Below are 20,833 nucleotides of genomic sequence, written 5' to 3'. Positions count from 1 at the left end.
ATAGCATTGAATACCACAATTAAAAAACAATGAAAATTTTAATGCTTTCTGTCACCTTTCCTTATCCTCCCACAGAAGGGAGAACACAGATGAGAACTTTTTATTTACTCCAATATTTAAGTCGAGATCATTCTATCACCCTGGTTACTCAACCTACCCAAGCGGTCAGTGATACAGATCTTGAATCCTTACGGGAGTATGTCCATGAGTTAGTCGTTTTTCCCCATTCCCCAGAACCCCCTTCTGGAAAGTTATCCACATTCAAACGCTTCCAAGACTTCTTTCAACAGGGAACACCGGCTAATGTGAAAGCCATTTTTTCTGAACCGATGCAAGAGTGGATCGATGGAGCTGTTGCGGCGGGAGCCTTTGATGTCATCACCTGTGAGCATCGAGTCAATGAAATTTATGTGCGTCCAGAGTGGCAAAACCATTATGGAACAGTTGCAAATATCCATAACTCCGTGTATCGCACTCATAAAAATCAGTTAGAAACCAAAACTTCGCCCAATCAAGTTCGAGATCAAATTAACTTACCTTTGCTGCGACAGTATGAAAAGCGCTACATCAGTAAGTTTCGCCATCTAGTGGTGATGACTGCTGAGGATAAACGAACCCTCCAGGAGATGAATTCAGAAAGCCGCATTAGCGTCATTGGCAATGGTGTGGATTTAAGCTTGTTTCCTAAGCGTATAGAAGATCCGGGTGGCTATCAATTGGTGTTTATGGGAGCAATGGACGATCCAGTCAATATTGATGCGGCCCGGTTTTTAAGTTTAGATGTATTTCCTCAACTGCAAAATCGCTATCCAGAGGCCTCCCTGATGCTCGTTGGGACTCGACCTGTACCGGAAGTCAGCGCTCTTGGAGATCATCCGGGAATCACCGTTACTGGAGAAGTGCCTTCTCTGGTGGAATATTTGCAGAGCGCGACGGTTTGTGTGATTCCCATCCGTCAGGGTTTGGGAATGAAGAATAAGACCCTGGAAGCCATGGCTACGGGGATTCCCGTAGTGGCAAGCGATCGCGCTTTGGAAGGTTTGGCTGTTGATGGGCCGGAGATTCCCCAACGGGCCCTGCGAGCGAATACCCTAGAAGATTATGTGGTTAATATTAGTCGTTTATTTGAGAATCCGCCTTTAAGAAAAAAACTGTCCCGTAATGGGCGAGAGTTGATTGAACAGGAGTACACTTGGGAACGGGTAGGTATGCGTTATGAACAAGCGCTCCTTGCTGCTACTCAAGGTTAATCTTAATGATTAAAATCGGTCTGATTGATCTGCACTGAAAATCTATGAATGAGGATACAAGAAGCGTATTTTCGGAAAGAGACCCCAGACGGCCTTCTTCCCTACAGGCTATCTTTGGCCTGATCGTGTTGATCTTGGGACTCAGTAGTGTAGTGGGTGGAGTCTGGATCGCGTTCAGATTGATGGTTAATCCAGATGCTCTGATTTGGGTGAATCAATATTTACCGAAAACGACCCAGTTAGGGGAAATCAATCGTCGGTCTCTGCAAACCTTAGATGAAATTGAGGAGAAACTGATTCAATCGGGTTATACGCCCGGTTATGCCTTGGAGATGAAGGCGGGCCCCTATAAAGATATCATGCTGCCGATTTTTGCCCATCGTCAGGGGTGTCAACCGGAGGCTCCGGGATCGCCCACTTGTCTCTTGATCGATCAGTTAAGGATTTATCGTTATATTAGCGATCCGGAACCCTTCGATCGCCGTAAACCGGTCTATCAGTTTATTAATCAACTGGAGATTGAGTCCCCGACAGAGCGATCTGTTCTCAAGCCTTTGAACTTAGAAATGGAAATGTCCAATGAACCCCTACCGTTGACGGGGTTAAAGTGGAGTAATAGCGCTCTGGTTAATAGTGAGTCGGCCCAGTGGGTGAATTTGACGGGGACGGTGACGAGGGAGGGAAAGGAGATTCTCTATGGTCAGATGATTTATTACAATCCTAAGACCACCTATGTGTCCTCGTTTGCGAGTTGGACGAGTCCAGCGAATGAGTTACCGGTTTGGTCGAAGCATCCGAAGTGGCCCAAACAGCCGTTTTTGACGGTGAATCAGACGGTGGGTTTGGAGCCTCGGTTTGAGATGTATCAAGTACAGCCGAGGACGTTTTTACCGGCTCCGGTGGAGTTGGAACAAGTTTCTCTAGATCGCTCTCTTTTAAAGGTTTCTGAATATACTGAGGCGATGCAGTTGGCGAAAAGTGGGTTATGGACTCCAGCAAAGGAACGGTTGCAGGGTTTATGGAATTTACCGGAGTGGTCGGTGGATGTTCAGGGTCAATGGGAGTTGATTAACCGTCATGCTTATTTGAGTGCCCATAATGGGAAGCAAACTTGGGCATCTCCGAGTCAGGAGGTGTTAACGCGGATCGTTGATGGGCGCTGGGATGAGGCTTTGGAGGTTTATAAGAGTGGGGAGAGTCGGGAGGAAATCGATCGCTTGTTGGCGACGGATACGGGGGTGTTATGGAATCGGATTAAGGGGGCGATCGCCGTTAAACCGAAGCAGAAGGCGGTTCTGACTTGGGGGGCGCTGTTGCGACGGGCCCAGGATGGGCCGGAGGGGGCGATCGCTTGGCTGAAAGAACAGGGGGTTGAGGAGAATTTGGTGGATTTTTGATGAAAGCATTTGTGACGGGGGGAACGGGTTTTATCGGGGCGAATTTGGTGCGATCGCTCCTGGAAAAGAATGATCGGGTTCGCGCTTTAGTACGTCCCCAGAGTTGTATGGGTAATCTCCATGGACTCGATATAGAAACGGTAACTGGGGATTTCCATACGCCCAATTTAAGCCAGCAGATGGCTGGATGTGACGTTCTGTTTCATTGTGGGGCCCGTTATTCTCTATGGCAAAGGGATGCAAAAGCGCTCTATGACGATAATGTACTGGGGACACAAAAGATACTGGCGGCAGCTCGTGAGGCAGGGATTGAACGCACGGTTTATACCAGTTCTGTGGCAGCTATTGGCGTGGGAGATTCCCAAACACCGGTCGATGAAACTCACCAAAGTCCCCTCAATAAACTCATTGGAGATTACAAAAAATCGAAATATCTGGCGGAACAGGAAGCCCACAAAGCCATTAAACTAGGGCAAGATATTGTCATTGTTAACCCCAGTACCCCTATCGGCCCCTGGGATCGCAAACCGACCCCGACGGGGGATATTATCGCTCGTTTTCTGCGTCGGCAAATGCCTGCTTATGTGGATACGGGGTTAAATTTTATTGATGTGCGGGATGTGGCTAAGGGGCATATTTTGGCACTAGAAAAAGGGAAAAGCGGCGATCGCTATATCCTCGGAAACCAAAATCTGACCCTAAAAACCTTCCTCGAATATCTAGCAGAAATAACCGGCATTCCTGCACCCACCCAAACCGTTCCCCTATGGCTTCCCCTGACGGTTGCTTGGATTGATGAAACCCTACTTGCGCCCCTGGGTAAAGCTCCCTCAGTTCCCCTAGATGGGGTGCGTATGTCTCAACATCCGATGTACTATAGTGCCTCTAAAGCTGTCCGGGAATTGAGCTTACCCCAGTCAGATATTAAAAGTGCAATTAAGGATGCAGTAGAATGGTATGAACAATTAACAATTAACAATGATTACAGCAGTAGAAAAAAAACAAGCTATTAGCTTAGAAGAGTTTTTGGCATCACCAGAAAGCAAACCGGCTAGTGAATATTTCAACGGGGAAGTAACTCAAAAGCCTATGCCTCAAGGAAAACATAGTCGCCTGCAAAGTCGTTTAGCACGGGAAATTGACTTATTCGCAGAAGATCAAAAAGTTGCTTTAGCCCTCACTGAGTTACGCTGTACCTTTGCGGGACGCTCCATTGTCCCAGATATTGCGGTGATTCGCTGGCAGAATTTGCCCAAAGATGAAGAGGGGGAAATCGCTAATCATTTTGAGCGTCATCCCGATTGGATTATTGAAATTTTGTCACCGGATCAACCAATGACATTAGTGATGGAAAAAATTCTGTTTTGTCTCCAAAATGGTGCGGAATTGGGTTGGCTTATTGACCCTCAAACTCAATCGATTACTGTTTTTCAGTCGGGCTTACCCAAAATTTATCGAGTGGTAAATGGCGATAGGGAACCCTTACCGATGCTGACTGGTTTAGAGGAATGGACATTATCAGTAAACGATATTTTCGGTTGGTTGAAAGTTTGATATAAATAGCTCAATCTCGCAGGTATGATGATGATTACAGCAGTAGAAAAACGCCAAGCTATTAGCTTAGAAGAGTTTTTGGCATCACCAGAAAGCAAACCGGCTAGTGAATATTTCAATGGGGAAGTAACTCAAAAGCCTATGCCTCAAGGAAAACATAGTATTTTACAAGTTGAACTTACATCTGCCATTAATCAACAGGCAAAATCTAATCAGTTAGCCTATGCTTTAACTGAGTTACGCTGTACCTTTGCGGGACGCTCCATTGTCCCAGATATTGCGGTGATTCGCTGGCAGAATTTGCCCAAAGATGAAGAGGGGGAAATCGCTAATCGTTTTGAGCGTCATCCCGATTGGATTATTGAAATTTTGTCACCGGATCAACTGATGACATTAGTGATGGAAAAAATTCTATTTTGTCTTCAAAATGGTGCAGAATTGGGTTGGCTTATTGACCCTCAAACTCAATCGATTACTGTTTTTCAGTTGGGCTTACCCAAAATTTATCGAGTGGCAAATGATGATAGGGAACCCTTACCGGTGCTGGCAGATTTAGAAGAATGTGTATTATCAGTAAACGATATTTTCGGTTGGTTGAAATTGTAGGAGTGAAAAATTTTCGACGCTACAACTTGATATCATTTAATCAAGATTTGGGGATTGAAGGCTATCATCGCCACCTGGCCAAAACCCATCATCCAACACTTCCTCGATTCCATAGGGACAACTTACAGGAAAACAACTCAACGGCAATTGCGTCTCATCACTAGCTTCCTGTCGTGCCCGTGAATAAGCCGTTTCCAGCACTTCCGGGAGATAATTTTTCAAACTAGGCGAATCTTCTAAGGCGTACAGAATACGGGTGCGATGCTGGGTAATGCTTCCCGACCAACTACCGGTGCGAAATTCGGGCTGAAACTCCCACTTTAAAAGATGCATGAGGACAACGGTCAGATTGCTCTTGATGCTACGGCGTTCGCTTTTTCCCATATCCTCAATTTCTTCAAGCAAATTCTGCCAGTCTACCTGGTTGTAATCGCGATCGCGCAACTGTTGTAAAGTGGTTTCAATCCACAGCAGGTAATCGATCTCGTAAAGTGTCGTTACTTTTTCTGGTGATAAGTTCATCACTCATAGCCCTTCAATTTCTTCAACCGCTTACACCTAGTCTAGCAAATTCTTGAAAAGAGATTTTGTAGGGGAGAAAAATTTTTCGCCCCTACAGATGCATGTCCAGACAAGCGAACCCTAGCGCTATCTTTACTTCATCGTTGAAAGATCGAGCGCGTCAAAAGATTGCAAAAAGGTGAGCAATTTACGAGCAATTTTAGCGATCCCCCCGCTAACATTTGATTCAATATTCAGGGGAATAACGGGATCGTGGAGGGATAAACGCAAGAGAAACCATCCATTTTCTTCTGGAGCAGTACAGGAAACTCGAACTCCTTCATAGTTATGGGGAACCACGCTCCAGTTCGGTTGATTATTAGCAAAGGTAGAGAGGGCTTCAATGACCTGATTTCCATAGGGTTTAAAGTCATCTAGGGCGAGTTTAATACGGAATTCTTGGCTTTCAACGGGTTCTTTAAGATTGGCAATTAAATCGGTGAGCGATCGCCCTTCTAATTTTGCTTTAGCTAATTCGATCGCCAGCTTACTTACCAAGTAAGCTCCGTCATCCAGAAAGTGATTTTCTTTCATTGCCGCATGACCGGAAGTTTCAATCGCTAACCAAGAATCCTGCCCTGCGGCGTTCAACCGTTGAGCTTCATTGATCACATTTTTATACCCACGCTTAAACCGATGGTGGACTCCTTTTAGGTCTTCAGTAATGAACTGTGCTAAACCATCGGAGGTAATGGAGTCCGTCACTACAGTCGATCCGGGATGTTCCCGCAGGACAATGGCAGAAATCAGGGCAATTAGGCGGTTGCGGTTCAGTTCTTTACCCGTTGCATCTACGGCTCCGCCGCGATCGACATCCGTATCAAAAATAATACCAAAATCCGCTTGATGCTCCAGAACAGCCGCACAAATAGCATCCATAGCTTTGCCGTCTTCCGGATTGGGCACATGGTTAGGAAAATTACCGTCAGGATCAAGAAATTGACTGCCGGTAGTGTCTGCTCCCAAGGGTTTTAGGACTTGACTCACGTAAAATCCTCCTGCACCATTGCCCGCATCAACGACAATTTTTAGACCTTTCAGGGGTTGCTCAAAGTCCGTGGGATGGTTCACCCCTGCGCGGATTTTTTGCACCAGTTGTCCCGCGTAGACGCTCATAAAGTCTTTAGGGGTAATGGTTCCGGGGGTGGATGCGGGGGTAAAGTCGGTTTTGGAGGCAATGCTGAGAATATCACTGATATTTTGTTTTTCTAAGCCCCCTTTCGCGGTAAAAAATTTACATCCATTACGATTAGATGGCAGATGACTGGCAGTAAGCATTATTGCTCCATCGCACTCAAAGCCGGGGGTTACCGTACTCATGAATAGAGCAGGAGTCGAAGCAAGTCCGAAATCATACACCTTAGCGCCAAGGGCGATAATGCCTTCCATCATCGCACTCATCAGCTCCGGCCCGGAAATCCGGCTATCGCGTCCCAATCCTAGAGTTAATTCTGTAACCGGTTTTTCTAATGTTTGACTCAGCCAGGTGCAAAAACTTTGACCAATTTTCTGGCACACTTGAGCAGTTAAATTAACCGGTTCATCGGGGACAGAAGGAAGTGCCACCCCCCGAATATCCGAGCCATTTTGCAGTTTTTTCCAATTGATGTCGTTAGTCATAGCCAGTCAGCATAGGTAAAGCTAATTTTTACATTACCTTAAGTTTTTCCCTTTTCCCCTAAGCTTAAGATAATTTACTAAATATTGATGACATTGGCTATGAAACCCAGATTAACTCTTGAACTGTTATGTCAAGAAGCAAAACTTTTTGCTGAAATTGAGTCCAATCATCATGAATCTTCTCTCTATGGTGTCACCGATGGTAAAGCCCTAGGAACCTACTTTGAGCATAAATTTCAAGACTATCTAGAAACGAATTACACTTTTGAGCGGGGAAGTTCAGCCAAAGGAATTGATTTTCCTGGGTTAAATGTGGATATGAAAGTAACCAGCTATCGGCAACCCCAATCCTCTTGTCCTTTCCAATCTGCACGTCAGAAAATTTATGGGTTAGGATATAACTTGCTGATTTTTGTCTACGATAAGATTGATGACTCTAACACGAAGACCGGTCAACTGAAAATACAACACTCAGTTCTAGTCACCGGAGAAAGGACAGCAGACTACCAAACAACACGGGGAATTCAGAAACTCTTAGAAAATGATGCTAACCTAGATGATTTACTCGCTTTCTTTGCCGAGCGGATGCTTCCTCTAGATGACATTCAAGCGGAACAACTGGCTGAAGAAATTTTGCATCATCCTCCTGATTTAGGTTATTTAACCATTTCCAATGCTTTACAATGGAGACTTCAGTATCGTCGTGTGATTGCCGAAGCGGGTAATATACCGGGAATTATTAGGGTTTTATAAAATGAGAGTTAGTCAACGCCCAAAGAAAGAATATGGTGATTTTCAAACGCCCTGGGAATTAAGTTATAAAATCTGTGAATTGCTGTATCAGAAGGGAATTAGACCTCAAGCGATTATTGAACCCACTTGTGGACAAGGCCATTTATTAATAGCGGCTATGGAATGGTTTGATTCTGTAAAAGTTATCTTAGGGTATGATATCAATGATCGGTATATCGAGCAAGTAAAAAATCAACTGTATAATCATCCTTATTCTGAGCGAATAAAAGTGGCTAATGCTAACTTTTTTGATCTTAACTGGACAAGGATCACTACTCAATTACCAGAACCGATTTTATTTATTGGGAATCCTCCTTGGGTGACGAATTCTTTTCTCGGTGGTTTAGAGAGTAAGAATTTACCAGAAAAAAAGAATAATGATCGATATAGTGGATTAAATGCCCTGACGGGTAAAAGCAATTTTGATATTTCTGAATGGATGTGGCGGTATATTTTAGAATCTCTAGGTAAAAAGACAGGTTATGTTGCCCTGCTGACTAAAACAGTTGTTGCTCGTAAAATCATCGAATATAGTCATAAACATCAGTTGCCCATTCTCCAATCTAGTCTCTATTTAGTTGATACAAAAAAATATTTTCATGCTGCGGTAAATGCAGGTCTATTAGTGTGTCATTTAGGTCAGGGAAAACCCAATTATCGTTGTTGGGTTTATGAAGATCTTGAAAATCCGGTGAAGCGGTCAACTTTTGGAATTTATGAAGGACAGTTGATTGCGGATTTAGAGCATTTCAAAAGATGGCAGCATCTTCAAGGAAAGAGTGTTTATCAATGGCGATCGGGGATTAAACATGACTGTGCTAAAATCATGGAACTGAAGGGAAAATTTCCAGACCTTAAAAATGGATTAGGCGAACAGGTAAATCTGGAAAATCATTATTTATATCCTCTGTTGAAAAGCTCAGATCTTGCTCATCATAAAAATGTTTGGCGTTATGTCTTGATGACTCAACGCCAAGTCGGAACAAAGACGGAAGCTATTGCTATTGATGCCCCGTTAACTTGGCGATATTTGAATCACTATCAAACATTGTTTGACCGGCGCAAAAGCTCTATTTATCAAGGAAAACCACCCTTTTCTATTTTTGGTGTGGGGGATTATTCCTTTTCTCCTTGGAAAGTGGCAATTTCTGGACTCTATAAAAACCTGGATTTTCGTCTGATATCACCCCATGAAGGAAAACCGGTTATGCTGGATGATACTTGCTATTTTATTGCTTGCAAGACGGAATCTGAGGCTGTTCTACTACAAGAGTTATTAAATTCAAAAGTTGCCCAAGAATTCTTGAGTGCTTTTATTTTTTGGGATGCTAAACGCCCCATTACTGCCTCGCTGCTCAATTGTCTGGATTTGTTTAAACTAGCAGATGAATTAGGTAAAGGGGAGGACTTAAGAGGATATCATGATTTCCCTGACAGTTCATCTATAATCAAGGCAAAAGAGAGATAGGAGAGGAGGAATGAGTCAAATTTTTCTGACGTTAGGATCGCTGTTAGCGGCGATCGCCGTTGCTGCGGGTGCTTTTGCTTCCCATGCGCTCAAAGAACAACTGAGCGATCGCTCCCTGGAAATCTTTGAAACCGCCACCAAGTACCAAATGTATCACGCCCTCGCCATCATCCTCGTTGCCCTCTGGCTCTCTTCCCTACCGGCGGAAAACCCCTGGATGGTAACCACAGGATGGGCATTTGTCGCCGGAATTATCCTCTTTTCCGGTAGCTTATATGCCCTCAGCGTCACCGGAATTAAAATCCTTGGAGCCATTACCCCCTTGGGCGGTGTAGCTTTTTTAATCGGTTGGGGCTGTTTAGCTGTTTCTTTGTGGATGAAAACAGCCGGTTAAACACAAGATTCATCACTCAAACCTTACCGAAACCTCCCCCAAACCCTCATATCGCGCTCGAATCATCATCGCCTCCTTTACCGGAGTTAAAGGAGTAATCGTTCCCAAGGATAACAAATCTCCTGGCTTGAGCTGAATTCCCGCAGCGTTCAAATCCTCTTTCAGCCATAATACCGCTTGCAAGGGATGCCCTAATAAGGCGCTACTGCTTCCTTGCGATAACTTCTCTCCCGCACCATCTTCCACCACCACCGCAATTGAGCCTAAGCGCTTTTCCCATGCGGGAGTCGCTGCAAGTGCCACCGGTTCCCCCAACACCCCTAGCCTTGCTCCGGCATTGATGGCAACTAAAGCAGGGGCATTTAAGGTTACCGTGGGATCGTAAATCAGATCGGCCAGCTCAATAAACGGAATCACGGCATCTAAACTCTCTAATACTTCTCGGTGAGTCTTGGCTTGATTAATCTTCCCATCTGCCACACGCACCATTAAATCTGCTTCAAACACCCCACGAGCGCCAAACTTAACGGGAACCGTCACCCCATTAGAAAGTAACATTTGTTGTAATAACGTTCCCCGCACGGGATGGGAAACCCCAAAGCGCTCCTGAGCCACGGGACTCGTTAAAGCCGCCTTATAGCCGACAATGGGGCCAAGTTCGGGAATGAGCGCTTGTACAAATTGTTGCTGAAATTGGGCGGCTTGTTCTAGAGTCCAATTGGGGGCGATCGCCGAAACCGGAGTACCATTAAGATAATCCGCCACCAAACGCTCTACCACACTCGGCATCGAACGCACCTCAGCCCACACACTTCCTGTCAAGAGTATGCCCCCAGAAGCGCCTATCAGTAGCGATTTCCCCGATCTCCACACCATCATCGTCTAGACTCCACGCCCTAATTATGGGTTTACTATCTCACATTTTGGCACAGGCCTATTCCCTCTTCCCTAGCACCCAGCGCTATGATGAAGATGATTTCAACAAGTGTCAATTATGGTTTACGGCGATCGCACCGCCCCTTGGCAAAAACCCTTACCCACCATGTACGATCTACCGAGTGAAGACCCGGAGGAACCCGGTTTGCCTGACGAATTCCATGACCTTCAACCCGCCCTCTTAAGCCTTACTTGTAAACCCGCCGAATACTGGCCCGATCGATGCTTCACTGCCACCGATCTAAACTTATATTATGACTCCCGCCATACCAACTGGTACAAGCGTCCAGATTGGTTTTTAGTTCTTGATAATACACCCTCCACCGACCAAGAAACGTTACGCTGGAGTTACGTCATCTGGCAAGAAGGAGTCATTCCCTACCTCGTCGTCGAACTCCTCTCTCCGGGAACCGAAACAGAAGACTTAGGACTCACCCAGCGCAAAAGCGGAAAACCTCCCACCAAATGGGAAGTCTACGAACAAATTCTACATATCCCCTATTATGTCGTTTACGATCGCTATCAAAACCGGTTGCGGGCATTTCGCTTACAAGGCGCACGCTACCAAGAACAGCTACTTCCCGATCGCCGTATCTGGTTTAATGAATTAAACCTCGGTTTAGGCTTGTGGCAAGGCATCTACGATCGCAGAGACGGACTCTGGCTCCGGTGGTATGATGCTCAAGGAAACTGGATTCCCACCCCCAGCGAGCAACTCCAAGAGAGGGACGAAGAGCTAGAGCAACAACGCCAACGCGCTCAAGACGCTGAACAAAAAGCCGAGCAACTTGCAGCCTATATCAAGTCTCTAGGACTCAACCCAGACGAAATTAAGCCTCCAGAGCAAGAAGTCTAATGATCGAGCGCGATGTGGCACAATAAATGGGAAGCGCAAGAAATAGGGTAGAGTTCGGGAAATGACCAAGTTCGTATTTGTCACCGGGGGTGTAGTTTCCAGTATCGGTAAAGGAATTCTCGCCGCCAGCTTAGGACGACTCCTCAAATCACGGGATTATTCCGTCTCCATTCTCAAACTTGACCCCTATATTAACGTAGACCCCGGCACGATGAGTCCCTTTCAGCATGGGGAAGTCTTCGTCACCGAAGATGGAGCCGAAACTGACCTAGACTTAGGACACTACGAGCGCTTTACTGACACCTCCATGTCTCGTCTCAATAGTGTCACCCAAGGCTCTATCTATCAAGCCGTCATTAATAAAGAGCGTCGGGGAGACTACCAAGGGGGAACCGTGCAAGTCATTCCCCATATTACCCATGAAATCAAAGAACGTATTCATCGGGTAGCCCGCAACTCCACCCCCGATGTCCTCATTACCGAAATTGGCGGAACTGTCGGTGATATTGAATCTCAACCCTTCTTAGAAGCCATTCGCCAATTCCGTAAAGATGTGGGACGCAATCAAGTTATCTATATCCATGTTACCCTCGTGCCCTGGATTCCTTCGGCTGGAGAAATGAAAACCAAACCCACCCAGCACTCCGTGAAGGAATTGCGCTCGATTGGCATTCAACCAGATATTTTAGTCTGTCGGTGCGATCGCCCCCTACCCGACTCCCTAAAATCCAAAGTCTCCGAATTCTGCGATGTCCCCGTAGAATGCGTCATTCCCGCACAAGATGTCAGCAGTATCTACGAAGTGCCCTTAAGAATGGAAAAAGAAGGGTTAGCCACCCAAGTCATTGAGCGACTGCGCTTAGAACAGCGTCCTCCCCAACTCCAGAAATGGCAAAGCCTCGTCCAGTGTCTCTCTAATTCTAATCGCTCCCTAGAAGTGGCGATCGTCGGCAAATACGTCCGCCTCACCGATGCCTACCTTTCCGTCATTGAAGCCCTACGTCATGCCGCCATTACCATTAACTCCCATGTTAATATTCGCTGGGTAAACTCAGAAGACTTAGAGCAAGAAGGATATGAAAAATATCTCCAAGGCATCCATGGCTTAGTCGTTCCTGGAGGCTTTGGCATTCGCGGCGTAGATGGCAAAATTAAAGCGGTTCAATATGCCCGCTCTCACCAAATTCCCTTTCTCGGATTATGTTTAGGAATGCAATGTTGTGTCATCGAATGGGCACGAAATGTAGCCAGATTAACCCATGCCCATAGCGCCGAATTTGAACCCCAAACCCCCAACCCGGTCATTAATTTACTACCCGAACAAGAAGATGTCGTAGACTTAGGCGGAACCATGCGTTTAGGACTCTACCCTTGCCGTATTTTACCCAATACCTTAGCTGCCCAACTCTATCAAGAAGAAGTCATTTATGAGCGCCATCGGCATCGCTATGAATTTAATAATGCCTATCGCAACCTTTTCTTAGAAACCGGATATGTCATCAGTGGAACTTCTCCCGATGGGCGGTTAGTCGAAATCATTGAATATCCCCAACATCCGTTTTTTATTGCCAGTCAATTCCATCCTGAATTTCAATCTCGTCCTAGCCATCCCCATCCCCTATTTCAAGGGTTTATCCAAGCTGCCCAAAACCATACAGGGGAATCTTTAGAACCTTCAGAAATACAGCAAGTTGGTGATTTTGAAACCCCACTTCCAGCAAATTTAGTGTAAGTTATGATCTGGAGGTAAACCGGTGGCATTCTGGGCTAAAATTCCATTGGAACGTCAGATTTATGTGATCGATTTAGATCGCATAGATACATTTATTTGTGCCACTAATGGAAAAATTTCCTTTTGGTTACCCGACAGTCAAACCCCCATTGTTCTCACTCCCCAAGGCGAATCTGAAAGTTACTTAAAAGTGCAAAAATATATTCACCACTGCTTAGAAAGTCGCAAGGATAGGAATTGGATTAAATTTCACTATGACCGTAATGATTATTTTATTAATCTGATTCAAATTAGTCTATTTGCCTATCATCCAGGGAATAAAAAGCTCACCTTTTGGTTGCCGAATAGTCAGACGGAAATTGTTCTCAATCCGAAAATTCACACGCAAGCTTATCATGAAGTGATCGAGTATATTCGAGAACAAACCCATTATTCCTTGGATGAGGAATGAGTAATATCAATTAAAAATTCAAAACTAAAAATGGGCCTGGTTTCGAGGACAGTTAGCGTACTACGAACACTAATACAGAAATACAGGATCGAGAAGGAGGAAATACTTAGTATTGAATTCAAAAGTTTTCTTTATCTTTTCTTAAATTTCAATGGGTGAAAATCACCTTACTATGGTAAGCTAAAAACTATTTCCCTATCGATCGAGACATCATGGCAAATTCAACCCATCATCAAATTGTAATTGTGGGCGGAGGTTCCGCAGGAATCACCGTAGCCGCCCAGCTTTTAAATGCCAATTCTAGCTTAGATGTGGCGATTATTGAACCTTCAGACAAGCATTACTATCAGCCTGCTTGGACATTAGTTGGTGCAGGAGTATATGCGGCTGAAGATACGGTCAAACCAGAAAAAGAATGTATTCCTGAAAAAGCCACTTGGATTAAAGCCTATTGTCAGGAATTTGAGCCAGATAAAAACCAACTCACAACCCAGGATGGAGCAGTCATTACTTATGATTACCTGGTGGTTTGCCCTGGACTACAAGTTCATTGGGATTGGGTGGAAGGCTTACCCGAAACATTAGGGAAAAATGGAGTTTGTAGTAATTATGCCTTCGATCAAGCCCCCAAAACTTGGGAAATGATTCGCAATTTTAAGGGTGGGACAGCCATTTTTACTTACCCTGCTACGGCGATTAAATGTCCCGGTGCGCCCCAAAAGATTATGTATTTGGCGGATGAAGCCTTCCGTAAAAATGGGGTTCGCGATCGGTCTAAGATTATGTATTGTACAGCTCTGGGGGGAATTTTTGGGGTTCCTGCCTATGCCAAACCCTTGATGGAAATTGTTAACCGCAAAGATATTGAGATGAAGGTTCAATATAACTTGAAAGCGGTTAAAACTGACCCCAAAGAGGCGATTTTTGAAGTGACGACAGATGAAGGCGTGAAATCGGTGAGTATTCCCTTTGAACTGCTCCATGTCAGTCCACCGATGAGCGCTCCTGATTTTATTAAAAATAGTCCTTTAGCGGGTACGGAAGGGGCGGCTAAAGGGTGGATTGATGTGGATAAGTTTACCCTCCAGCATAATCGCTATCCGAATGTGTTTGGCCTCGGTGATGCCTCTTCTTTGCCTACCTCGAAAACGGCGGCAGCAGTGCGCTCAGAAGCGCCGGTGCTGGTGAAGAATTTGTTGGCTCTGATGGAGTCTAAATCCCTGAATAATCGCTATGATGGTTATGCCTGTTGTCCCTTGGTGACGGGGTATGGCAAGGTGATTTTTGCTGAGTTTGATTATGATAAAAATCCCACTCCCACATTTCCCCTCGATCCGACGGAAGAACGCTATAGTATGTGGTTGCTCAAGCGCTATGGGTTGCCTTACCTGTACTGGAATCGGATGCTTAAAGGTAAGAATTTTGAGCGATCGCTACTGAAAAAATAGGTTATATCAAATCCTTATATTTAGGCGGGTATTATGTAGGGGTGGGTTTGAAACCCACCCCTACATATACCGAATAATCGAAAATTATAGGGTTAATTACTGCGCTCCGCCCAGATCATCGCTGAACTGGCATTCTGATCGTAAGTCGCCACTCGCTCTTGAGCCGCCCCATAATTTTCACTCTCTTGTGGCACTTGAGCCATTAAATCCCGCGCTTGTTGCCATTGACTGGCGACTTCTTCCCATTCAGCACGGGTGCTTGCCGTTTGCGCTAGTTCAGCAGCGCTCATGGCGGTGTTGACTCCATCTCTCCAAGGATTGGTGGATGCTGGCGCTTCTGCGGGGGGTTCAGCAGGGGTTTCTGCGGGGGGTTCAGCAGGGGTTTCTGCGGGAGGTTCAGCAGGGGTTTCTGCGGGGGGTTCAGCAGGGGTTTCTGCGGGGGGTTCAGCAGGGGTTTCTGCGGTTTGTTCAGGAGCAGTCTCTGGAGCGGTAGCAGGAACCATAGGCGCTGGAGCTGGACGCAGGAAAAACCACCAAACTGCACCACCGATCAGAGCAACAATGGGGATCGCCAACAAAGGTAGTAATTTATTCAAGCCTAATTTCTTCTGCTCTCCCGATTCATCAGACTCTGAGTCTAAAGGCTCCGCACCATCAAGATCGTTATCGTTATAAGAATTCATATCATCATCAGGATCGTCAAGGGCAAAATTAGGTAAATCGTCCTCCTCATCTTTCCCCTGCAAGAGGTCAATCGTTTCACTCCAACTCGGCTTTTTCGCTCCTATTTGGCGGCCGTATATTTGTAGAGTAGGGAAGGAGTCAATGCCCATATTAAGGACTTCATCATGAATGATCGCCACATATTGTTCCTGTTCGGGTATGGTTTCCCCTTCGAGGAGGATATGTAAACAGCCTTCTTTAATCAGTGCTTTAGCGGTAACCCCCTGGGGTTGTAAGACACTGTTGAGAGCATCGGTGATCTCTGCTGGATTAGGTTGTGCCATGGCGCTGAGTACCCTGAACCGGATGAACTTGGACAAGGAGGGGTGAGACAGACAATGGCCATTGAGGTTCGGTCTTTCCCCGGTCATTTCTATCCCGCGTCAATAGTAGCAGAGTTTGAGAGTCTATGGGAGTTTTTTTGTTATCTTAGATGTATGTATCCTATGTGTTGTTTTTAGCTGGAGCCAGGGTTATGGGTTGGAAATCGGTGCTGCGGGGGGTTGGGGTAGCGGCCAAGGTTTATCAATTGTATCAGACCAGCAAACAGGAGAAAATTAGGCAAGCAGCACAAGAGGAGCGCTACTTAAACAATCGAATCACATCCGGTTGTGCGATCGCCAGCAACTGGTTGATTTTATGCTTCAAGGGAAGATGTCACCTGGAGTGTGAGCATCTTAAGTGACAATATCGGATAAATCGACCTTAACATGATTATTCAGTTTCAAAATTTTATCATCTTCTACGCGATGAAGGGAATAGTAAGATTTACCCTCTAACGTAACTTCTACGATTTTTGTTTCTATGCCTTTCTGACGATAGGGTTCAATGGAATCTTCAACCAGTTGACGATCTGTCACCACTTTCAATTCATTATTCTCTAAAACTCGTTCAATGGCGCTTTCGTATTCTAGACCAGAAATATAATTGAGTCCCGCAACTACCACCTCTAAATCACATCCAGCATCCAGTATTTTAGCCAAGTTTCTTTTCCTCAGTGCTTTCCGGAGTTCGTATAATTCTTCTTCGATTCTCTGGGTCTGATTTTCTAATAAGATCCAATAAGCTTCATCATCAGGAGAAAGGGGAGATTTTCCCGCTTTTTGATTCCATAAGGCGATTCTTTCGTAGGGAGTCATGGGGTTTACCTAGAGATGCTGTAGTAGATGAGAATTTTAAGTCCTCTCCCTTGGGAGAGGGACTTTTCCCCCTTCTCCCAAGGGAGAAGGGATGAGAAGATGGGGGAAAATTACTCTTCGTAAACTTGGCGGTAATAGTCCTGATATTCTTGGGAAAGAAGCGGTTGCCACCAATCTTGATTTTCTAAATACCATTTTAGGGTTTGGCGTAGTCCTTCTTCCACCGTAACGGAGGGTTGCCAGCCTAATTCGGTTTGAATTTTAGTCGAATCGATCGCATAGCGGCGATCGTGGCCTAGTCTATCCTTAACAAAGGTAATCAGATTGCGACAGGGACGCACGGGAAGTTGGGGCGCGAGTTCATCCATGAGATCGCATAAAATCGTTACTAAGTCAATATTTTTAACTTCATTATTTCCTCCTACATTGTAAGTTTCCCCCGGTTTGCCCTTATGAATAACTGCATCTAAGGCGCTGCAATGGTCAATCACATAGAGCCAATCACGGATATTTTGACCATCGCCATAAACGGGTAGGTTTTTACCAATTAAGGTGTTAATGGTCATTAAGGGGATTAGTTTTTCGGGGAATTGATAAGGGCCATAATTGTTGGAGCAATTGGTAATAATCGTCGGTAAATTATAGGTATGATAATAGGCACGAACGAGATGATCACTCCCCGCTTTTGAGGCAGAATAGGGACTGTTGGGAGCGTAGGGTGTCGTTTCTTGAAAGGCGCGATCGCTGGGCCCTAAAGAGCCATACACCTCATCGGTAGAGACATGCAAAAATAGCCCTTTTTCGTCAGAGAGGGTGGGATAATGCTGACGGAAGGCTTCTAAGAGGGTGAATGTACCCACAACATTGGTTTGCACAAATGCCCCAGGGCCGAGGATGGAGCGGTCTACATGGGATTCGGCGGCAAAATGGGCAACTGTATCAATGCTCTCTTCGGCTAAGAGTTGGTCAATGAGGGGGCGATCGCCGATATCCCCCTGCACAAACCGAAACTGAGGCCGATCCTTCACCGGCTGTAAATTCGCCAAATTACCCGCATAGGTAAGGGCATCTAATACTACTATGCGATCTTCTGGATGGCGATCGCACCAATATTGGACAAAATTCGAGCCAATAAACCCCGCACCACCAGTGACTAAAAGACGACGAGAATCACGATTTTCCATACGATTACATATCCTTTATTAACGATCGCCTATCTCATTGTCCAGCATATCCGCCAAAGCCTGCTTCATCTCTTCACCATGAGTAGTTGCCGTTCCGAAGTGACGCACCACCAGAGAAGCCGCCAAATTGCCCAACACCGTTGCCTCCCAGAACGAAGCACCCACACACAGCGCCAAAGAAATCGCCGCAATCACAGTATCCCCAGCTCCCGTAACATCAAACACTTGACGGCGATTAAATGCGGGAATATGAACCATAGGTTCTTGAGCCGTAAATAAGCTCATGCCCTCATCCCCACGAGTGATAAGCATATGACTCGCTTGGGTCATTTTCAACAAATCTTGCCCCGCTTGAATTAATCGCTCATCCCCATCAATGCTATAACCCACTGCCTGTTCTGCCTCCGGTAAATTGGGAGTAAACAACGTCGCGCCCTGGTAGCGCGGCAAATCGGTCTGAGTATCTACCATCACCCGTTTGTGGCTTAAGGCGGCGGGAATTACGGGAGAAAGTGTCCCATCCGGTCGAGTGCAAAAAACTCCATCCCCATAGTCCGAACAAATTACACCATCTACCTGGTCTAATTGGGATTGAACATAATCCGCTAATACCTGTTGTAAAGATAATTCGGGCAACCGATCCGATTTGCGATCGACCCGCACAATTTGCTGGGTGACTGACTGACGAGCATGGCCAGAAATGCGGGTTTTGGTGACTGTGGGCCGGGTTTCATCGATTAACATGCCTTGAGTATTAATCCCCGCCTCCTCAAAAATCCGCCGCAGGGCTTGGCCTTGGTCATCTTTGCCCACAATACCCACGGCTTTAATCTGACCCCCCAACTTAGCCAAATTGTACACAGCGTTAGCTCCCCCTCCAGGGATTTGCTGGGTTTCCTCATGGCGCAAAATCAGAACCGGTGCTTCTCTGGAGAGTCGTTCCACTTGACCGGTGAGGAATTCATCTAGGGTTAGATCGCCAACTACTAGCACTTTAGCAGTTGGGAAGCGATCGATGAGATCGGTTAAACGGGTTTGGCTCTGTTTGAGTTGCCCGATCAAGTCTGCGGGTAAGGTCATATGAGTTGAGGGGGTTGAATGTTAAACCTTAATCAGTCTACGATCGCCCCTGAACCCTGGCTATGGGAGATGGGCCCTATTGCGGGTAAAATTATTGCAGTTACACAATCGGCGATCGTGACTAGATTTATCCATGACCAGTTTGCCAAACAATATCTGAGCGAAATGCTCTCCTCTTTTGGCACAGTAGAAACCAGCAAAGATATTGCCTCAGAAGTGCGCCAAGTTGATGTTTTCTTTACTCCATCATCTTCAGAAATTGATGCCAGTGAACTGGGATTATTAGGGCAACTGATGGCAACTCCGGTAATCTTTGAACCCTTTCGTAATCCCATAACCGCCCATGACTTTCGCACTTGTTTACTGAAACTCTTGGTACTGCAAGCGAAACAGGAACGAGAAACCGAGGGCAGGAAATTAGACGAAGATGAACTAGCAAAGTTGTGGATCTTAACCCCAACTGCATCTCCCAATTTGCTAAAAGGAGTTCACGCACAAGAGACAGAGAATTGGCCGTCAGGAGTGTATCTGTTAAGCGAAATCTACAGAACTGGGATTGTAGTGATTCATCAACTCCCTCGCACACCGGAGACTCTGTGGTTAAGACTTTTAGGACGCGGAAGAGTTCAACAGCAAGCCATTCGGGAACTCGAAGCGTTACCTAAAGGAAATCGCTGGCGAGGGAATGTGATAAAATTGGTTTACGAACTTTTAACCATTCTAGCCACCAGGCAAAATCAACAAGCAGATCGAGATGATCAGGAGCTAATCGTGACTTTAACTCAACTGTATGAAGAAGCGATCGCCCAACTGCGTGAAGAGGTACGCGAAGAAGTACGCGAAGAGGTACGCGAAGAAGTACGCGAAGAGGTACGCGAAGAGGTACGCGAAGAGGGACGGCAAGAAGGACAACAAGAAACCACTCTTCGGTTAATCAATAATCTCTTGCGGGTTCGGTTTGGAGAAGTGGATGAGGAGCTTGCAGCCATTATAGGGGCGATCGCCGCCCTGCCTTCAGAAGAATTTACCCCTCTCCTGCTGCAATGCTCTCGTGAAGAACTACTAGCGCAATTTACGATAGAAAACGAATAACCATAGGAGTTGGTTAACCCCAACCTTAACTCTGTGTCAGGATGCTCTCAATCAATCAGAGGTTGGGAGCATCTTTATTACCCATTACCCGGCTGTAGGGCTATATAATCAAAGCCAAATTCTCAAATGGAGTCTAGATGATGAAAACTCGTGTTATTTCCAGCCTGTTAACGGGTTTAACAGCGTTTTTAGGATGGGTGGGAATTTCAGAAGCAGCTTGGGCACAACACCGCCGAAATTTCCATGAACTGATTGATTTAAATCCGACCTTATACCGTCAAATTTGTAACCAAGTTCAATCCAGTTCTGAGAATTGTAATAATACTTATCGGTTGGGTGTCCCGATGTATTTGGTAACCGGAAACTTAGGAGAGATTTCTTATGTAACAATTCTGAATAAACAGCTTTATATTTGGGATTGGGTGAATGAGAATTGGAGTCCTGAGAGGGATATGCCAGTGGGAACTTATCAGTTTGTGTTATTACTGAGAGAGGTGCAGGAAGAATCCCGCTAATGGGTATACCGAGAGTTCATTTGAGTCAGACATAA

The 20,833-nt window shown here is 45.6% G+C and carries 22 protein-coding genes; 15 read left to right on the top strand and 7 right to left on the bottom strand.

The genetic code is table 11. The features are described 5' to 3' along the window. The first annotated feature begins 29 nt into the window (after nt 1-29). Genes AC3FZD_RS11295 through AC3FZD_RS11275 form a run of 5 tightly spaced genes read left to right on the top strand, consistent with a single transcriptional unit; the run spans nt 30 to nt 4,807 of the window. Nucleotides 30-1,250: a glycosyltransferase family 4 protein gene (locus tag AC3FZD_RS11295; protein WP_488740215.1), complete on the top strand. Its 1,221-nt coding sequence runs from the start codon at nt 30-32 to the stop codon at nt 1,248-1,250. Between the two features lie 44 nt (nt 1,251-1,294). Then, entirely contained in the window at nt 1,295-2,647 is a 1,353-nt protein-coding gene (locus AC3FZD_RS11290) for a hypothetical protein (RefSeq protein WP_488740214.1), read from the top strand. Further along, on the top strand, nt 2,647-3,660 hold the full coding sequence (gene hpnA / locus AC3FZD_RS11285; protein WP_488740213.1) for a hopanoid-associated sugar epimerase: 1,014 nt from the start codon (nt 2,647-2,649) through the stop codon (nt 3,658-3,660). Before AC3FZD_RS11290 ends, hpnA begins: the two co-directional genes overlap by 1 nt. Further along, nucleotides 3,626-4,201, top strand: coding sequence for a Uma2 family endonuclease (locus AC3FZD_RS11280; protein ID WP_488740212.1), 576 nt, complete (start codon nt 3,626-3,628; stop codon nt 4,199-4,201). The genes hpnA and AC3FZD_RS11280 overlap by 35 nt, the downstream gene beginning before the upstream one ends. Before the next feature lie 30 nt (nt 4,202-4,231). Further along, nucleotides 4,232-4,807 carry a Uma2 family endonuclease gene (locus AC3FZD_RS11275; RefSeq protein WP_488740321.1) on the top strand — a complete coding sequence of 192 codons (576 nt, stop codon included), beginning with the start codon at nt 4,232-4,234 and terminating at the stop codon, nt 4,805-4,807. 36 nt (nt 4,808-4,843) lie between these two features. Here the strand turns inward: AC3FZD_RS11275 and AC3FZD_RS11270 are convergent, their stop codons facing one another. Then, nucleotides 4,844-5,329 carry a DUF29 domain-containing protein gene (locus tag AC3FZD_RS11270; protein ID WP_488740211.1) on the bottom strand — a complete coding sequence of 162 codons (486 nt, stop codon included), beginning with the start codon at nt 5,327-5,329 and terminating at the stop codon, nt 4,844-4,846. A 132-nt stretch (nt 5,330-5,461) separates the two neighbouring features. Next, nucleotides 5,462-6,988, bottom strand: a complete 1,527-nt coding sequence (locus AC3FZD_RS11265; protein ID WP_488740210.1) for a phosphomannomutase/phosphoglucomutase — start codon at nt 6,986-6,988, stop codon at nt 5,462-5,464. 99 nt (nt 6,989-7,087) lie between these two features. Here AC3FZD_RS11265 and AC3FZD_RS11260 point away from each other — a divergent pair, with 99 nt between their 5' ends. The 3 genes from AC3FZD_RS11260 to AC3FZD_RS11250 are packed head-to-tail and all read left to right on the top strand — an operon-like array spanning nt 7,088 to nt 9,642. Continuing rightward, nucleotides 7,088-7,741 carry a type II restriction-modification system restriction endonuclease gene (locus AC3FZD_RS11260; RefSeq protein ID WP_488740209.1) on the top strand — a complete coding sequence of 218 codons (654 nt, stop codon included), beginning with the start codon at nt 7,088-7,090 and terminating at the stop codon, nt 7,739-7,741. A 1-nt stretch (nt 7,742) separates the two neighbouring features. Beyond that, nucleotides 7,743-9,248, top strand: coding sequence for an N-6 DNA methylase (locus AC3FZD_RS11255; RefSeq protein WP_488740208.1), 1,506 nt, complete (start codon nt 7,743-7,745; stop codon nt 9,246-9,248). Between the two features lie 10 nt (nt 9,249-9,258). Next, nucleotides 9,259-9,642, top strand: a complete 384-nt coding sequence (locus AC3FZD_RS11250) for a DUF423 domain-containing protein (protein WP_488740207.1) — start codon at nt 9,259-9,261, stop codon at nt 9,640-9,642. 12 nt (nt 9,643-9,654) lie between these two features. On the opposite strand, the gene AC3FZD_RS11245 is transcribed toward AC3FZD_RS11250, so the two are convergent. Then, nucleotides 9,655-10,464 (bottom strand): 2-keto-4-pentenoate hydratase, encoded by an 810-nt coding sequence (locus AC3FZD_RS11245; RefSeq protein WP_488740206.1) that lies wholly within the window; start codon nt 10,462-10,464, stop codon nt 9,655-9,657. 172 nt (nt 10,465-10,636) lie between these two features. Here AC3FZD_RS11245 and AC3FZD_RS11240 point away from each other — a divergent pair, with 172 nt between their 5' ends. The 4 genes from AC3FZD_RS11240 to AC3FZD_RS11225 all read left to right on the top strand — a co-directional run bounded on the left by AC3FZD_RS11240 (nt 10,637) and on the right by AC3FZD_RS11225 (nt 15,065). Then, nucleotides 10,637-11,434, top strand: coding sequence for a Uma2 family endonuclease (locus AC3FZD_RS11240; RefSeq protein ID WP_283761344.1), 798 nt, complete (start codon nt 10,637-10,639; stop codon nt 11,432-11,434). Nucleotides 11,435-11,495: 61 nt separating this feature from the next. Beyond that, nucleotides 11,496-13,166: a CTP synthase gene (gene pyrG / locus AC3FZD_RS11235; RefSeq protein WP_488740205.1), complete on the top strand. Its 1,671-nt coding sequence runs from the start codon at nt 11,496-11,498 to the stop codon at nt 13,164-13,166. A gap of 22 nt (nt 13,167-13,188) precedes the next feature. Next, complete coding sequence (locus AC3FZD_RS11230; protein WP_488740204.1) at nt 13,189-13,617, top strand: hypothetical protein; 429 nt, start codon at nt 13,189-13,191, stop codon at nt 13,615-13,617. A 212-nt stretch (nt 13,618-13,829) separates the two neighbouring features. After that, on the top strand, nt 13,830-15,065 hold the full coding sequence (locus AC3FZD_RS11225) for an NAD(P)/FAD-dependent oxidoreductase (protein ID WP_488740203.1): 1,236 nt from the start codon (nt 13,830-13,832) through the stop codon (nt 15,063-15,065). 92 nt (nt 15,066-15,157) lie between these two features. Here AC3FZD_RS11225 and AC3FZD_RS11220 read toward each other — a convergent pair whose 3' ends face one another. Further along, nucleotides 15,158-16,072 (bottom strand): hypothetical protein, encoded by a 915-nt coding sequence (locus AC3FZD_RS11220; protein WP_488740202.1) that lies wholly within the window; start codon nt 16,070-16,072, stop codon nt 15,158-15,160. Nucleotides 16,073-16,221: 149 nt separating this feature from the next. Here AC3FZD_RS11220 and AC3FZD_RS11215 point away from each other — a divergent pair, with 149 nt between their 5' ends. Beyond that, on the top strand, nt 16,222-16,473 hold the full coding sequence (locus tag AC3FZD_RS11215; protein WP_488740201.1) for a hypothetical protein: 252 nt from the start codon (nt 16,222-16,224) through the stop codon (nt 16,471-16,473). Here the strand turns inward: AC3FZD_RS11215 and AC3FZD_RS11210 are convergent. The 3 genes from AC3FZD_RS11210 to AC3FZD_RS11200 all read right to left on the bottom strand — a co-directional run bounded on the left by AC3FZD_RS11210 (nt 16,466) and on the right by AC3FZD_RS11200 (nt 19,191). Beyond that, the gene (locus AC3FZD_RS11210) at nt 16,466-16,927 is read right to left on the bottom strand and encodes a nucleoside triphosphate pyrophosphohydrolase family protein (RefSeq protein ID WP_488740200.1); all 462 of its coding nucleotides are present in this window, start codon (nt 16,925-16,927) and stop codon (nt 16,466-16,468) included. The genes AC3FZD_RS11215 and AC3FZD_RS11210 overlap by 8 nt on opposite strands. Nucleotides 16,928-17,037: 110 nt before the next feature. Next, complete coding sequence (rfbB, locus tag AC3FZD_RS11205) at nt 17,038-18,111, bottom strand: dTDP-glucose 4,6-dehydratase (protein WP_488740199.1); 1,074 nt, start codon at nt 18,109-18,111, stop codon at nt 17,038-17,040. 18 nt (nt 18,112-18,129) lie between these two features. Further along, nucleotides 18,130-19,191, bottom strand: a complete 1,062-nt coding sequence (locus AC3FZD_RS11200; RefSeq protein ID WP_488740198.1) for a bifunctional heptose 7-phosphate kinase/heptose 1-phosphate adenyltransferase — start codon at nt 19,189-19,191, stop codon at nt 18,130-18,132. A gap of 18 nt (nt 19,192-19,209) precedes the next feature. On the opposite strand from AC3FZD_RS11200, the gene AC3FZD_RS11195 reads away from it, so the two are divergent. Further along, nucleotides 19,210-20,283, top strand: a complete 1,074-nt coding sequence (locus tag AC3FZD_RS11195) for a hypothetical protein (RefSeq protein WP_488740197.1) — start codon at nt 19,210-19,212, stop codon at nt 20,281-20,283. Nucleotides 20,284-20,420: 137 nt separating this feature from the next. Beyond that, on the top strand, nt 20,421-20,798 hold the full coding sequence (locus AC3FZD_RS11190) for a hypothetical protein (RefSeq protein ID WP_488740196.1): 378 nt from the start codon (nt 20,421-20,423) through the stop codon (nt 20,796-20,798). Nucleotides 20,799-20,833: the final 35 nt, after the last annotated feature.

Source organism: Roseofilum sp. KMC-1 (assembly GCF_057802075.1).
This window is presented reverse-complemented; position numbering and strand designations above follow the sequence as displayed.

Excerpts from the sequence above, each read along its gene's own strand:
- AC3FZD_RS11290 (WP_488740214.1), top strand. The coding sequence starts at position 1,295 with ATGAATGAGGATACAAGAAGCGTATTTTCGGAAAGAGACCCCAGACGG.
- AC3FZD_RS11195 (WP_488740197.1), top strand. The coding sequence starts at position 19,210 with ATGTTAAACCTTAATCAGTCTACGATCGCCCCTGAACCCTGGCTATGG.
- pyrG (WP_488740205.1), top strand. The coding sequence starts at position 11,496 with ATGACCAAGTTCGTATTTGTCACCGGGGGTGTAGTTTCCAGTATCGGT.
- AC3FZD_RS11190 (WP_488740196.1), top strand. The coding sequence starts at position 20,421 with ATGATGAAAACTCGTGTTATTTCCAGCCTGTTAACGGGTTTAACAGCG.
- AC3FZD_RS11220 (WP_488740202.1), bottom strand. The coding sequence starts at position 16,072 with ATGGCACAACCTAATCCAGCAGAGATCACCGATGCTCTCAACAGTGTC.
- hpnA (WP_488740213.1), top strand. The coding sequence starts at position 2,647 with ATGAAAGCATTTGTGACGGGGGGAACGGGTTTTATCGGGGCGAATTTG.
- AC3FZD_RS11250 (WP_488740207.1), top strand. The coding sequence starts at position 9,259 with ATGAGTCAAATTTTTCTGACGTTAGGATCGCTGTTAGCGGCGATCGCC.
- AC3FZD_RS11260 (WP_488740209.1), top strand. The coding sequence starts at position 7,088 with ATGAAACCCAGATTAACTCTTGAACTGTTATGTCAAGAAGCAAAACTT.
- AC3FZD_RS11295 (WP_488740215.1), top strand. The coding sequence starts at position 30 with ATGAAAATTTTAATGCTTTCTGTCACCTTTCCTTATCCTCCCACAGAA.
- AC3FZD_RS11270 (WP_488740211.1), bottom strand. The coding sequence starts at position 5,329 with ATGAACTTATCACCAGAAAAAGTAACGACACTTTACGAGATCGATTAC.
- rfbB (WP_488740199.1), bottom strand. The coding sequence starts at position 18,111 with ATGGAAAATCGTGATTCTCGTCGTCTTTTAGTCACTGGTGGTGCGGGG.
- AC3FZD_RS11265 (WP_488740210.1), bottom strand. The coding sequence starts at position 6,988 with ATGACTAACGACATCAATTGGAAAAAACTGCAAAATGGCTCGGATATT.
- AC3FZD_RS11210 (WP_488740200.1), bottom strand. The coding sequence starts at position 16,927 with ATGACTCCCTACGAAAGAATCGCCTTATGGAATCAAAAAGCGGGAAAA.
- AC3FZD_RS11215 (WP_488740201.1), top strand. The coding sequence starts at position 16,222 with ATGTATGTATCCTATGTGTTGTTTTTAGCTGGAGCCAGGGTTATGGGT.
- AC3FZD_RS11240 (WP_283761344.1), top strand. The coding sequence starts at position 10,637 with ATGGTTTACGGCGATCGCACCGCCCCTTGGCAAAAACCCTTACCCACC.
- AC3FZD_RS11225 (WP_488740203.1), top strand. The coding sequence starts at position 13,830 with ATGGCAAATTCAACCCATCATCAAATTGTAATTGTGGGCGGAGGTTCC.
- AC3FZD_RS11280 (WP_488740212.1), top strand. The coding sequence starts at position 3,626 with ATGATTACAGCAGTAGAAAAAAAACAAGCTATTAGCTTAGAAGAGTTT.
- AC3FZD_RS11255 (WP_488740208.1), top strand. The coding sequence starts at position 7,743 with ATGAGAGTTAGTCAACGCCCAAAGAAAGAATATGGTGATTTTCAAACG.
- AC3FZD_RS11275 (WP_488740321.1), top strand. The coding sequence starts at position 4,232 with ATGATTACAGCAGTAGAAAAACGCCAAGCTATTAGCTTAGAAGAGTTT.
- AC3FZD_RS11200 (WP_488740198.1), bottom strand. The coding sequence starts at position 19,191 with ATGACCTTACCCGCAGACTTGATCGGGCAACTCAAACAGAGCCAAACC.